13 protein-coding genes are annotated in these 12,828 nt (G+C 51.1%); 5 read left to right on the top strand and 8 right to left on the bottom strand.

The genetic code is table 11. The annotated features are described in order from the left end of the window. The first annotated feature begins 6 nt into the window (after positions 1-6). Positions 7-1,401, top strand: coding sequence for a glycoside hydrolase family 1 protein (locus C7433_RS15240; protein WP_110268480.1), 1,395 nt, complete (start codon positions 7-9; stop codon positions 1,399-1,401). A 301-nt stretch (positions 1,402-1,702) separates the two neighbouring features. Here the strand turns inward: C7433_RS15240 and C7433_RS15235 are convergent, their stop codons facing one another. The 3 genes from C7433_RS15235 to C7433_RS15225 form a co-directional block, all read right to left on the bottom strand. Further along, positions 1,703-2,488 carry an MBL fold metallo-hydrolase gene (locus C7433_RS15235; protein ID WP_006121931.1) on the bottom strand — a complete coding sequence of 262 codons (786 nt, stop codon included), beginning with the start codon at positions 2,486-2,488 and terminating at the stop codon, positions 1,703-1,705. 92 nt (positions 2,489-2,580) lie between these two features. Further along, positions 2,581-3,084, bottom strand: a complete 504-nt coding sequence (locus C7433_RS15230) for a GNAT family N-acetyltransferase (protein ID WP_110268479.1) — start codon at positions 3,082-3,084, stop codon at positions 2,581-2,583. Between the two features lie 3 nt (positions 3,085-3,087). Beyond that, the gene (locus C7433_RS15225; protein ID WP_233255791.1) at positions 3,088-3,303 is read right to left on the bottom strand and encodes a DUF333 domain-containing protein; all 216 of its coding nucleotides are present in this window, start codon (positions 3,301-3,303) and stop codon (positions 3,088-3,090) included. Positions 3,304-3,407: 104 nt separating this feature from the next. On the opposite strand from C7433_RS15225, the gene C7433_RS15220 reads away from it, so the two are divergent. Then, positions 3,408-3,974, top strand: coding sequence for an NADPH-dependent FMN reductase (locus C7433_RS15220; protein WP_110268477.1), 567 nt, complete (start codon positions 3,408-3,410; stop codon positions 3,972-3,974). Positions 3,975-4,034: 60 nt separating this feature from the next. Here the strand turns inward: C7433_RS15220 and C7433_RS15215 are convergent, their stop codons facing one another. Together C7433_RS15215 and fliD are read right to left on the bottom strand one after the other, a co-directional pair. Continuing rightward, a complete protein-coding gene (locus C7433_RS15215) occupies positions 4,035-4,970 on the bottom strand; it encodes a flagellin (protein WP_006121927.1) in 936 nt (311 codons plus the stop codon). Between the two features lie 691 nt (positions 4,971-5,661). After that, positions 5,662-7,053: a flagellar filament capping protein FliD gene (gene fliD / locus C7433_RS15210; RefSeq protein WP_033742492.1), complete on the bottom strand. Its 1,392-nt coding sequence runs from the start codon at positions 7,051-7,053 to the stop codon at positions 5,662-5,664. Between the two features lie 834 nt (positions 7,054-7,887). Between fliD and C7433_RS15205 the strand changes: the two genes are divergently transcribed. Beyond that, on the top strand, positions 7,888-8,112 hold the full coding sequence (locus tag C7433_RS15205) for a KTSC domain-containing protein (protein WP_006121926.1): 225 nt from the start codon (positions 7,888-7,890) through the stop codon (positions 8,110-8,112). Between the two features lie 208 nt (positions 8,113-8,320). On the opposite strand, the gene C7433_RS15200 is transcribed toward C7433_RS15205, so the two are convergent. From C7433_RS15200 to C7433_RS15190, 3 genes are read right to left on the bottom strand one after another with little or no spacing between them, the layout of a single operon-like run. Continuing rightward, entirely contained in the window at positions 8,321-9,649 is a 1,329-nt protein-coding gene (locus C7433_RS15200; RefSeq protein ID WP_110268476.1) for an FAD-binding oxidoreductase, read from the bottom strand. A gap of 14 nt (positions 9,650-9,663) precedes the next feature. After that, positions 9,664-10,269 carry a cupin domain-containing protein gene (locus C7433_RS15195; RefSeq protein ID WP_006121924.1) on the bottom strand — a complete coding sequence of 202 codons (606 nt, stop codon included), beginning with the start codon at positions 10,267-10,269 and terminating at the stop codon, positions 9,664-9,666. Positions 10,270-10,314: 45 nt separating this feature from the next. Beyond that, complete coding sequence (locus tag C7433_RS15190) at positions 10,315-11,067, bottom strand: ABC transporter substrate-binding protein (RefSeq protein WP_006121922.1); 753 nt, start codon at positions 11,065-11,067, stop codon at positions 10,315-10,317. A 230-nt stretch (positions 11,068-11,297) separates the two neighbouring features. On the opposite strand from C7433_RS15190, the gene C7433_RS15185 reads away from it, so the two are divergent. Both C7433_RS15185 and C7433_RS15180 read left to right on the top strand, forming a co-directional pair. Then, complete coding sequence (locus C7433_RS15185; RefSeq protein WP_369974385.1) at positions 11,298-11,990, top strand: amino acid ABC transporter permease; 693 nt, start codon at positions 11,298-11,300, stop codon at positions 11,988-11,990. Between the two features lies 1 nt (position 11,991). Beyond that, positions 11,992-12,747, top strand: coding sequence for an amino acid ABC transporter ATP-binding protein (locus C7433_RS15180; RefSeq protein WP_006121920.1), 756 nt, complete (start codon positions 11,992-11,994; stop codon positions 12,745-12,747). The last annotated feature ends 81 nt before the right edge of the window (positions 12,748-12,828 follow it).

Raw genomic sequence — 12,828 nt, 5'->3', positions numbered from 1 at the left:
AACATAATGAAGACTTTCCCGGATGATTTTTTATGGGGTGGGGCGTTAGCCGCCAACCAAACAGAGGGTGCTTATCTGGACGATGGAAAAGGGCTGTCAACTTCTGACGTTCAGCCACAGGGGGTTTTTGGTCCGGTGGTAGAGCGCGTCGCGGGAGACAGCAGTATCAAGGATGTGGCTATCGACTTCTATCACCGCTATCCGGAAGACATCAAACTTTTTGCTGAAATGGGTTTTAAATGCCTGCGCGTCTCGATTGCCTGGACGCGTATTTTCCCGAACGGTGATGATCAGCAGCCAAACGAGGCAGGGCTGGCTTTTTACGACAGGCTGTTTGACGAGCTGGCCGCGCACGGTATCAAGCCGCTTGTCACGCTGTCGCATTATGAAATGCCATGGGCGCTGGTAAAGCAGTACGGCGGCTGGGGAAGTCGTCAGACTATCGGTTTTTTTGAACGCTACGCCCGCACTGTGTTTGCGCGCTACAAAGAGAAGGTGAAGCTGTGGCTGACTTTCAACGAGATCAACATGTCCTTGCACGCGCCGCTGACTGGCGTTGGTCTGCCGGAAACCAGCAATAAAGGCGAAGTGTACCAGGCAATCCATCATCAACTGGTCGCCAGCGCGCTGGCGGTAAAAGCCTGTCATGACATTATTCCTGATGCCAGAATCGGCAATATGCTGTTGGGCGGCCTGGTATACCCGCTGACCTGCAAGCCAGAAGACGTGCTGGAAGCGCTACAGGAGAACCGCAGCTGGCAGTTCTTCGGTGACGTGCAGTGCCGCGGTGCCTACCCGGGCTATATGCTGCGCTTCTTCCGTGACAACGGTATTCAGATTGACATCACCGATGCCGACCGCGAGGCGCTGACATCAACGGTCGACTTTATCTCGTTCAGCTACTATATGACCGGCTGTGTCACCACCGATGAGGCGTTAAATCAGCAGGCACGGAGCAACATCCTGAGCATGGTGCCAAACCCGCATCTGGCAAGCTCCGAATGGGGCTGGCAGATAGATCCTGTCGGTCTGCGTACGCTGCTCAACGTGCTCTGGGATCGCTATCAGAAACCCCTGTTTATCGTGGAAAACGGCCTGGGTGCGAAGGATAAACCTGACGCGGACGGCGTAGTGCAGGATGACTACCGCATCAGCTACCTTAATGACCATTTAGTACAGGTGCGCGAGGCGATTGACGACGGTGTAGAGGTGATGGGCTATACCAGCTGGGGGCCCATCGATCTGGTCAGCGCCTCCAGAGCCGAGCTGTCCAAGCGCTATGGTTTTATTTATGTTGACCGCGATGACAATGGGAACGGCACGCTGGCGCGCAGCCGCAAGAAAAGCTTCTGGTGGTATAAAGAAGTTATCGCCACCAGTGGTGCATCGCTGGCACCCTGATCCCGCGCGAAAGGGTGAGTCAACTGAACTCGCCCTGACGTTCCTGTGCCGCTTCAGACCGGAACGACGATACTTATGCGGCCCGCGCGCAGGCGTTGATGACGGTGTCGTTTTTGCTGAATGCGGCCAACAGATGAATCCGTTGATAGCGCCACTGACAGAGATCGTAGCGTAGGTGATGAGGCTGTATCATCGCCGTAAGGGTGAGTCATAAAGCCTGTCTGAGGTATATCGACGAATGTAAAACGTGGGTTAAGCGGGTGATGGCGTTGGCCGCTTAACCGTCCGTCACTGCTCTGTCTTACTGCAGGCAGTCTATATATTTTTGTGCTGAGCGGTTCACCACCTGCTTCGCGTCAGACGCAATATCGCGCCCTTCAAACGCACTATAAAGTCGATCAAAGGCAAAGGGGGTCAGACGCTCGGTTATTGTCCTGATGTTGTCCGCCGGTAAAGGCAGCATGTTGGGATAACTCCACATGAAGGACACAGCATTTGCCCCCGGCGCAACCTGAATAATATCGCCAGACAACAGGATGCCTTCATTTTTTGCCCAGTGCAGTACCGTGCCGCCCGCGAAGTGGCCACCCAGCCGCAACAAACTTATGTCAGGGAGCATAGTCAGGACATCGCCATCCCATAACTGCAGATGTGGGCTGTCACGCACAATCCATTCGCTGTCGCTGGCGTGGATATACAATGGCGCATCAAATATTGCTGCCCAGTCTTGCATGTTGCTGTAATAGTGGGGATGTGAAATCGCAATTGCGTCGATACCGCCCAGCGCACGAATGATATCGACGGTGGCGGCATCAAGGTTAGGTATGCAGTCCCACAGCACGTTGCCCTGTTGTCCTTTAATCAAAAACGCGCGCTGGCCGATGGCAAAATCAGGCACAGACTGCAGGCTAAACAATCCCGTTTCAGGTTGCTGCCATTTATTGCTGTGCGCGGCATGGAGCGCTTCACTGGATGTCCATTGTTGCCCTGAAGCCGGCACGTACTGACGTTCATCTTCGCAAATTATGCAGTGGGTTGTTTCCATCTGCGAGTAGGCGGTTCCGCATGTGACACAGATCTTTGTCATCCTGTTCTCCCCCGTTAATGTCTTAGATTCATTGTAGAATCTGCATCGGAAGCAGGTTTCCTTTTGTGCTGTGCGCGGCGGTTTTGAGGTTGCTAACCCTGATGGCTATAGACAAAAAAATCTTCATCTTGCATAGCAAACTGTGCCACCGGGTACATGCCAAGGCGTTGATGGGCCTGAATTGAACGGCTGTTTTGCGCCTGAATAAATAACACAGGTGCGCCCTGATGATACTGGCACATGTGGTGATAAAGGCGTTTTAGTAATCCCTTTCCCCGTTCAGCCTCACTGATACAAACCGGGCCGTAGAGCCAACAGTGCCGCCCCGGTGGCCACGCATGAAGCATCGCGTTAATCATCTCGGGTTCGTGCTGAGTGGGAATGGCGCTAAATAATACGCCGGTAATCGCCTCATCGCGCTGGGCAACCACTGTCCTGGCACCGGCACGACGCAGCATCCCTTCAACTTTATCGGCAGGAAAATCCCCATTCAGTGTGCCGCCGCGTCCGGCCGAGTTTGCCTGAAGCAGGGCTGTAATTCCGGCCAGATCGTGCAGGGTCGCCAGTCTGATAACCGAGCGGTCAGAATTCACCACAGCTTACCCCTTCGATTCGTCACGGCGGTACAAGGTCCATTCCTCGATATGTTCACCCGAAGGCAGGATACAGTAGCCCACTTCACCCGTTGGCGTTTTTACAATATCGCTTTTTCCGCCAACGGCCAGACAATGCTGTGAGGCAGGATTGGCGAGGCCTGATGTGCGGGAGCGATGATCCGGCGCACAGCCCACGACCAAAATTGATGTTAAAACCAACAAAAATTGCCGCATAACCACTCACTTTTAATCCGTCAGAAACGCCATAGTATATTCCAGACGTGGCGTGAAAACGCACTTAGCCATCGAAAAGAGGAACGATAATGTCAGACAAGCCGTTAAAAATGGTTACCTTACTGGGCAGCCTGAGAAAAGGATCGTATAACGCGATGATTGCGCATGCGCTACCGCAACTGGCACCGCAGGGCGTGGTGGTAGAAGCGCTGCCGTCAATCCGGGATATTCCACTTTATGATGCGGATATCCAGCAGGAAGCAGGCTTTCCAGATACCGTCACGGCGCTGGCTGAACAGATCCGCCAGGCTGATGGCGTCATTATCGTGACCCCTGAATACAACTACTCCGTTCCTGGTGGATTGAAAAATGCCATCGACTGGTTGTCTCGCGTGCCCAATCAGCCTTTAGCCGGTAAGCCCGTGGCGATTCAAACGAGTTCAATGGGTGCTATCGGTGGCGCGCGCTGTCAGTATCATCTGCGGCAGATTTTGGTTTTTCTGGATGCGATGGTGTTAAACAAACCGGAATTCATGGGGGGCGTTATCCAGAATAAAGTGGATGAGCAGGCCGGAGAGGTGATTGAACAGGGTACAAGAGAGCATCTGGCTAAGCAGTTAGCGGCATTTAGCGACTTCATTCGAAAGGTGAGCTGACAAACCGCCGCTGAGTGATAAGAACCACGCCTGTAACAGGCGTGGTTCCTGAATTGGCTCTTAACGCAGTAATGACAGCATCGTCTGTGGCACCTGGTTGGCCTGCGCCAGTACCGAGGAACCTGCCTGCTGGAGGATCTGAGCACGTGACATATTCGACACTTCCGTCGCGTAGTCCGCATCCTGAATACGGCTGCGGGCAGCAGTCAGGTTGGTGACGGTGTTGTTCAGGTTGCTGATGGTGGACTCAAAACGGTTCTGAGACGCACCCAACAGGCTACGCTGACTGTCAACGGCTTTAATCGCTTTATCAATATCTGCCAGCGGTGTGCTGCCAGATGCTGTACCGCCCGATCCACCGGTAACGGCACCTTTCAGTACGTCAAAGCCGATAGCCGCGGTGCTGCGGGCTGTACCATTCACTGTCTGACCGGTTGTTGAACTGGTGTTTTGCACGTTACCAGAAGAGGCGTTACCTGCTGCGGCCAGGTCAAAACTGTCACTTGAACTGATGGTAATTCCGATCGTTTGGCCATCCTGCGCACCAACCTGGAAGTTGTAGGTGGTGCTGCCTGAACCGGTGTTCAGTACTTTGAGTCCGTTAAAGTCGGTCTGCTTGGTATCGCGGTCGATTTCCTGCATGCGCTGGTTAACTTCAGCCTGAATCGAATCGATATCCGAAGCAGAGTTGGAGCTGTTCTGCGCCTGAACGGTCAGATCGCGGACGCGCTGCAGGTTGTTGTTTATCTCATCCAGCGCACCTTCCGCTGTCTGAGACAATGAAATACCGTCGTTTGCGTTACGCGCAGCAACGGTCAGACCGTTGATGTTTGACGTAAAACGGTTAGCAATCGCTTCACCCGCGGCATCATCTTTTGCGCTGTTAATACGCAGGCCCGATGACAGACGTTCAATAGCGGTACCCAGAGAAGACTGAGACTTATCCAGGTTATTCTGAGTGATGAGCGACAGAACGTTAGTGTTAATCACTGACATGATAAATTCCTTTCTAAGGAGAACGTATGATTTACGCATTATTATTATCGAAACGAAACCACAGAACTTTAATTAAAAATCGCCAGATAAGATTAATTCGTGAATAGCAGAAGTGCCGTTTTAAGCGAAAGGAAACGCCTGCTGCATCCTTGTAAAAAAGAATTATTGCCACACATCAAATACAACCAAATTACTTAATTCCTTAACCTTAAAAACTTTTTGTTACAGCATTTAATATTAAATAGCACGGATAATTAAATATCAGAAAAAGTCCCTGATGCCAGACGGTTGCCTTATTTTCTTCCTGCTTATGCATTGATAAGAAAACCTGTATTAAATCTGTCTAAAAAAGCCCGCCAAGATATATCATTACTTGCATGTAACACTTTGAAATAATGAAAGTTATGCGAAAATTTTTTTACGTCCTGGCGCAACGTGGTCAGAGAGGATGAGCGGTATTTCATTGCAAAGCAAGTGGGCAGGGTAGCACGGCCCAATCACTGCTGCTGGTTTCACAGAAACGGGAGAAATTAATCTAAACCTGTATTACGTATGAATCAGATCTGAAAGAGAGTGGTAAAGCGTTGCCGCTATCCAGAAACAGTAAAGCAGAAAGATGAAGGGAAGATAATGACCAGACAGATATCTTTTACAAGATATCTGTCTGCAGAGTAATAAGATAAGGCGGTTATTACATTTTTGCGAATTGTGCAGCCAGATAGTTACCGGTCTGCGTCATAGAAGAAACCAGCGTACTCAGATTGGTAAATTCCGTTTTATACTGCGCCATAATCGTTGTGATTTGGTCGTTAACAGTATTGTATTGATCTGAGAGCTGCTTCAACGACGTATTAATCCCTGTTGTGGCGTTCGAAACGGTACCATTACTCGCCAGCATTTGGTTGAGATTATTCGTCACCTCTGTCGCAAAGCCGGTTGTCTTTCCATCGCCGGTCAGAAACGCTAAAACATCGGCGGGCTGATTCGTCAGCGCATTATTCAGTTTCGTACTGTCCACGGTCAGGTCACCTTTATCATCCTGTGTAATGCCCAGTTGAGACAGCTCCTGAATATTACCCGACTGAGGATCAGAAAACTGACTGCGCAGGCTGGTCTGAATATTCATTAACGTGTTATCACCGAGCAGATCGCCATTGTCAGCACTCTGCGCCTGTCCGGCTTGTACAGGCGTATAGTTTGTTTGATCGGCAATGGTTTTTTGCAGCGAATTATACGCATCCACATATGTCTGGATTGCTGTCGACATCGGCGATGTATCTGACGCGATGGATAACGTTTCCGGCGAGCCGGTATTCACTTTATTTAAATTCAGGGTTACACCTTCCGGTGCATCCGTCACAATGTTGCTGCTGCGGGTAATTGATAAACCATTCACTTTTATCTGCGCATCCTGAGCGGCAACCTGTTCTGTCATACCATTATTACTGCCACCACTGCTGTAATTGACATACTGTGCCAACGTTGAGTCGTTGGTACTGACGGTCATTTCATTCGCCGTCCCGCTGTCACGTGCGGTCAGGGACAAATAATAGGTATTGTCGTTCGCCATAATAACGCTGGCGTTTACGCTGCCCTGTTGCTGGTTAATCGCGTCACGAATAGCAGTCAGGCTTGTCTGGTTCTGGTTTAACGTCACGGTCAGCGGGGATTTCTGTCCAGGCTGGCTAATCGTGATCGTGCGGGAAGCCATGCTGCTGTCGCCAAGCTGCGCTGTTTCACTACTGGCTGATTTAGAGAGCAGTGACTGTGACGCGGCCAACTGATCCACTTCAACGGAATAGTTTCCGGCAGCGGCATTGCTGGCAAGCGTGGCGGTAAACGCCGTATTCGTACTGGTGACCTTCGTGGTCGCTATGCTTGATGCGTTTTGCAAAGCCGCAGCGGCTGTCTGCAATTTTGACATTGAACTTTGTACCACGCCCCAGGCTGTCAGTTGCGCATTGTATGACGCCTGCTGTGTGGTAATAGGGGTCAACTGCGCTTCTTCAGCTGACTGTAAATTATCATATAACGTGTTGAGGTCGAGGTTAGTACCAGCGCCAAGTGAGCTTATGCTTGCCATTTTCTTGTCCTGATGAAGTGACACCAGACATGAAGATACAACGCATTAATCAGGCATTTTTCTGATTTTGCGCGTCGTTGCAAATCGGTTTATGGTCATTTCATGACCATCAATTTTTCGTTAAGCTGGTAAAAAAATGTTAACAGCAAAACAGATTGTCATTTTTTTTAGGTCTTTTTATTGAGTGTATTCGTAAACGGACAAATTAACCCTTTGCTAATCATGAAATTAAATTGCAGTCGTGTTGGCGGTGTCGCTAAACCTGTGCACTTTGACAAGACAAGTACGGTCGTGCAGCTGAAACCTGCTGTGAATAAAACCCCCTGGCGTGACCAGAAGGAAATAGGGCGCTAACTCAAATTATTTCTTATTAAAAAATCATTAAATCCTAATCGCTGCATTTGCCTTTTATCTTTCTTTTAGCCCTAAAGTTTTTATTTTTACGGTACTGCTCACTCAACAAAAAAGAATTTTAAAAATCGTTAACGCTTACGTTTGAAATATTTATTTACATCCCCCTGGTGAGGACAAATTGAGGGGACGGTTTCAGATAAGGTAGCACAACGATCTTGTCAGACGTCGTCAACGCCTGTCAGCCGTGGTTCTGATTGGTGAAAAATCACTGCCACATTGCTCGTGTATATTAGCAGGACCAGCCTTTACTGAAGACGGGCTTGATCCGGTAAAAGCCATGTCAGCGCGCGGTGTCATCAATAACTGTTATTTGTCAGCGCATTGAAGGTTGCTCAACAATGGGGAAGTCTGTGATACATTGCCGCTCTGCCAGCGCGGCAATGATGCAGGCCTGGGCTTAACCGATACGGACTATCTTTCATGAAACGACACGATATTAACTCTTCTTTATTTCGCAGCGCAGGATTCGATCCCACTTCGGGTGTGCTCGAGCTTGAATATCGCAACGGAAGTTGCCGGCGCTGGCTGGCCGTTCCTGCCCGGGTTTACCAGGGATTTTGTGCCGCGGTGGATCCCGATAGTTTTTTCCGCGAAAGCATTGATAACCGCTACTTTTCTATGCATCACAAGCGGGATTCACAGTAACGGACACGCAGAAAAGGCCGCGCTGAGTCTGGAGAGTTGTGCGAAATCCCGCGGCCATATTCAGGTGCGGGTTGAGTAGGGCCGGGCAGGGGGTTTCACGTCGGATAAATCAGGCGGCGCTACAGCGCTAAAAACATGCCTGAGCGGGCTGTTTGTCATTCGATAACGGCCATGCGCTGTTCGCATGGCCTGTCTGTTATCAGCGCGGTTACATCATTTGCGGTTGTCGAATCGCATTACCTTTCTCGAAGCGTGAGAGCCGGTAGGGCGTCAGGTCCGTATAAACGGGCTTATTCGTTAACATCTGTGCACACATCAGTCCCGCACCGGGTCCGATGGCAAAACCGTGGCCACTAAAGCCTGAGGCAATAAACATGCCGGGGAGCTGGCTCACCTGATCAATCACCGGCACCAAATCCGGTGTGGTATCAATCCAGCCGGCCCAGGCATAATCGACTTTGATGCCCTCCAGTTCGGGGAAGACGCGAATCAACTCGGCCAGGCCATCGTGAATGATGCGCTTGTCCGGCGTGGGATCAAGCACCCGGATCTTTTCAAACGGCGAGGGCCTGTCGGGCGACCAGCTTCCAGACGCTTCAGGACCAGAAAAGAATGAACCGTTCAGGCGGATTTTCAGTTTTTTAGCGACCTTGCTGCGGAACATGGGATAAAACTTCGCAGCATAACGGATGTTCTGCGGTGCTAAATCAATCTGGCCAAGGCCCGGAACGGCAACGGTGTAACTGCCGTCCAGACGGCGGCGAAGGCAGAGATTAGGCGTGCTCAGACAGCCTTTGACGACCTCAGGAGCGGCGGTTGTTTTAAATACCGTACCCAGAATATTGGCGGCAGGGAGTTCTACGCCATATTGTCTGCAGAAACGCGAACTCCACGCACCGCCGCAGCAAATTACCCGGCTGGCTTTAACCAGTCCGCGTTCTGTCCAGACGCCAGAAACACGACCCGCGCTGATATCCAGTGCGCGCACCGCGCAATGCTGAAAAATGCTGGCTCCCAGCTTTTGCGCGCCTTTCGCAATGGCCGGTACCGCCTGCGACGGTTCTGCACGACCATCTGTCGGTGACCATACACCGCCTCGCCATGGAGTTTTGTCCCCAATGCGCTCCTGTGCTTCACGCGCGGAGAGCAACTGGCTGGTAAAGCCAATCTGTTTTGCCTGCTGTCCCCATTTTTCCCAGCGCGCCAGGTCAGCTTCATTTAGCGTGCCATAGAGGATACCGCTGCGCCTGAAGCCCAAATCCATCCCGATTTCACCACTCAGCTCATCCCAGCGCTGCAGGCTTCGCATCGCCATTGGTAACTCATGCAAATCACGGTTCTGTTGACGAACCCAGCCCCAGTTTCGGCCTGACTGTTCACCGGCAATCACACCTTTCTCAAACAGCGCAACAGAAACCCCCTGTTTCGCCAGTTCATATGCCGTTGACGTCCCCACAATCCCACCGCCTATCACAACAACATCAACAGAGGTGGGGAAGACGGAACTGTCACTGACGCTATCGACCTTAATTCGCATGGGTTAACCTTGTTTCAAATATGATGTCGGGGCGGAATATGCATAATCCACAACACGCGGGCTTCAGTGTCGCTGTCGTTAAAAATGTTATGCGGAAGATGACTTTTAAACTGAAAACTGTCGCCCGCTTCGATGAAGGTCGCCTCACCATTCACCTCCAGCGTGAGACGGCCTTCCATAACTACACCTGCTTTTTCACCAATGCCTGTCAGCATTTCTTCCGAACGCGTGCGGGGAGGGATGCTGATATACATAAACTGAATATCATGTTCGCCAGAAGGCGATAACATCGCCTTGGTTATGCCCTGCCTGCCAACTTCAAAATGTGGCCGCTCACGCCAGCGCCGGACATAATGTTCAGCACCGGGTCGCATCTCTTCATTTTGTTCAAGAAAAGCGGTCAGTGGAACATTCAGGACCACGCGAAGTTGCTCAAGCACCCGTACCGTGGGGTTAGCCAGATTGCGCTCAATCTGGCTGATGGCTCCCGCCGACACATTAGCCTGTTCCGCCAGTGCCTTGATGGTCATATTGCGCGACTTGCGTATCTGCTTTAGCCGTAAGCCAATCGTCATCTCGACGGCACTCAGATCCTCTGAGTGCATTAACGCTGTTTTCATCACCATGTTCCTTAAGGTTGCGTGCCTCCGTGCATCAACACGCGATTAAGGCATTCCCCACTTCGCTTTGATTTTTTGCAATGTGCCGTCGGCCTTCATTGCCGTCAGGGCAGTATTAATATCGGCAAGTAGCTTATCGTTCCCTTTTTTCACGCCAAAGGCCATAGGTGCGATATGCTCAGGCTTGTAACCGTCCACCACATGCATACCTTTGTACGCGCCAGATTTTTCCTGGTATTTCATAATCGGGTAATCGTTCATCCCCGCAGCGATACGGCCCAGGGACAGATCGCGCATCATATCTGCCGGACTGTCATACACTTTCACCTCTTTCGCGATACCGCTCTTAATCAGCGCCTGCGTATAATCGGTGCCCGCCATGGTGCCGACGATGTCGCCTTTCAGATCCTGCTGCGAGCGATAGACTTTTTTATTGTCATCACGCACGACCAGCCCCGGTCCAAACGCAGTGACTGGCTGCGAGAACGCAATACGTTTTTCGCGCTCTGGCGTGGGTGTCATCCCGGCCACAATCATATCGATTTTGCCCGCAATTACAGACTGAATCAGCGTCGAGAAAGGCACCGCGGTAAAGTTGATGTCAAGCTTCTGACGTTTGGCCACTTCCGCGGCCACGTCCGGCATGAAGCCTTCAATTTTACCGGTTTTGGTATCCAGAAACGTGGTAGGCGCGCTGGAAGGCGGAGAACCTGCCGTCAGTGGCGCTGCCTGTGCACTGCAAGTGAGGCCAAGGGCAACAGAGAATAAAGCCATGGTAACGTGCGACCGAAGAGACATCACTTACTCCTGATTGACATGTGAACAATTAATTTCACTATAATGAAATTAAATTCCTGCCTGTCAATCTTTTCTTTTCTAAAAATGTTGCGCCTCACAAATTAACATAAAACCCTTTGATTTCCCCAGTCAGTGGGCTTTCAATGCACTTTATTACACTAATAAGTTAATGCTATGACGTCATCAGATGAAAAGTTTGACAGTATTTACTGATAAACATATTCATTTAAATGAATTTGAAGCATGACACTCAACACCGGCGGGAGCGCATAATGGACTGGAGCAGCATTCATGTTTACCTTCCCTTTCTTTTGCAAGGGGCTGAAATGACGATTTATATCACGCTACTGTCCTTGCTCATCAGTACGCCGCTGGGGTTGATCTTCGCTGCCGCAAAAATGTGTCCTTTTAAAATCATTTCCTGGCCCGTCAGCGTCATCATTAATATCACTCGCGCACTGCCGATGATTGTGGTGCTGTTCTACATCTATTTCGTTTTTCCCGATATCGGCATTACCCTGACATCCTTTCAGGCCAGCGTCATCGGTATCGCGTTTTGCTTTTCAACCTTCCTGGCCGAGATTTTTCGTTCCGGTATTGAATCGGTGGATCGTGGTCAGCTTGAGGCGGCGCGCTCTATGGGCATGAGCTTCTTTAAAGCGATGCGACGCGTCATTCTGCCTCAGGCTTTTCATGTCGCACTGCCGCCATACAGCAATACCCTGGTCATGATGCTGAAAGACTCAGCGCTGGCGTCAACGATCGCGGTTACCGAAATGACCCGCCAGGGCCAGCTTCTGGCGGCTTCAACCTTTGATAACACCACTGTGTATACGCTGGTGGCGTTGCTCTACCTGACGTTATGCATGCCGTTGCTGGCTTTTACCAGGCACCTTGAAAATCGCCAGAAAAAAGGAGCATGAGATGATTGAAATTCTTGATGTCCATAAGCGCTTTGGTGCAGTTGAAGTGCTGAAAGGGGTGAGTTTTCGTGTCGAAGAGGGCGAAGTGGTGTGCCTGGTCGGGCCTTCAGGCTCCGGGAAATCGACGGTGCTGCGCTGTATCAACGGGCTGGAAACCTATGAAAGCGGCACCATCCGCGTGCTTGATCAGCATGTTGACAGTAAAAGCAAACGTATCAATGCGCTGCGTCGCCAGATCGGTATGGTTTTTCAACGCTTTAATCTGTTTCCTCACCGTAGCGTGCTGGAAAACGTGATGGAAGGGCCGATTTACGTCAATGGCGAGACACGCAGTAAAGCCGAAAAGATGGCCAAAGAGCTGCTGGAAAGAGTAGGGCTGGGCGACAAAGTTTCCGCCTGGCCGTCGCAGCTTTCCGGTGGTCAGCAGCAGCGCGTAGCGATTGCCCGCACGCTGGCCCTGCAGCCGAAAGCCATTCTTTTTGATGAGCCGACATCCGCGCTGGACCCAGAACTGGTCGGCGAAGTGCTGCAGGTTATGCGCAACCTGGCCCAGCAGGGAATGACCATGATCGTGGTCACGCATGAGATGCAGTTTGCAAGAGAGGTCGCCGATCGCGTGTGTTTTCTGCACAGCGGACAGATTGTAGAGCAGGGGCATGCGGATGAGGTGCTGCTGCGGCCTCAGGAAGCGCGCACGCAGGATTTCCTGCGCCGCGTACTGGGCAACACAGGCGTACAGAGTCTGATGAATACCTAATTCAAACGACCCGTTTGATCGGGCTTCGCTAGCCATTCAGCTGAGATGAGCGGCCCTGCCTGTCACCCGACGCTGCGTCGA

This window comes from Pantoea sp. PNA 03-3 (assembly GCF_003201175.1).
GTDB lineage: Bacteria > Pseudomonadota > Gammaproteobacteria > Enterobacterales > Enterobacteriaceae > Pantoea > Pantoea stewartii.
This window is presented reverse-complemented; position numbering and strand designations above follow the sequence as displayed.

Excerpts from the sequence above, each read along its gene's own strand:
- C7433_RS15205 (WP_006121926.1), top strand. The coding sequence starts at position 7,888 with ATGAAACGACACGATATTAACTCTTCTTTATTTCGCAGCGCAGGATTC.
- C7433_RS15220 (WP_110268477.1), top strand. The coding sequence starts at position 3,408 with ATGTCAGACAAGCCGTTAAAAATGGTTACCTTACTGGGCAGCCTGAGA.
- C7433_RS15215 (WP_006121927.1), bottom strand. The coding sequence starts at position 4,970 with ATGTCAGTGATTAACACTAACGTTCTGTCGCTCATCACTCAGAATAAC.
- C7433_RS15200 (WP_110268476.1), bottom strand. The coding sequence starts at position 9,649 with ATGCGAATTAAGGTCGATAGCGTCAGTGACAGTTCCGTCTTCCCCACC.
- C7433_RS15190 (WP_006121922.1), bottom strand. The coding sequence starts at position 11,067 with ATGTCTCTTCGGTCGCACGTTACCATGGCTTTATTCTCTGTTGCCCTT.
- C7433_RS15195 (WP_006121924.1), bottom strand. The coding sequence starts at position 10,269 with ATGAAAACAGCGTTAATGCACTCAGAGGATCTGAGTGCCGTCGAGATG.
- C7433_RS15185 (WP_369974385.1), top strand. The coding sequence starts at position 11,298 with ATGAATTTGAAGCATGACACTCAACACCGGCGGGAGCGCATAATGGAC.
- C7433_RS15240 (WP_110268480.1), top strand. The coding sequence starts at position 7 with ATGAAGACTTTCCCGGATGATTTTTTATGGGGTGGGGCGTTAGCCGCC.
- C7433_RS15180 (WP_006121920.1), top strand. The coding sequence starts at position 11,992 with ATGATTGAAATTCTTGATGTCCATAAGCGCTTTGGTGCAGTTGAAGTG.
- fliD (WP_033742492.1), bottom strand. The coding sequence starts at position 7,053 with ATGGCAAGCATAAGCTCACTTGGCGCTGGTACTAACCTCGACCTCAAC.
- C7433_RS15235 (WP_006121931.1), bottom strand. The coding sequence starts at position 2,488 with ATGACAAAGATCTGTGTCACATGCGGAACCGCCTACTCGCAGATGGAA.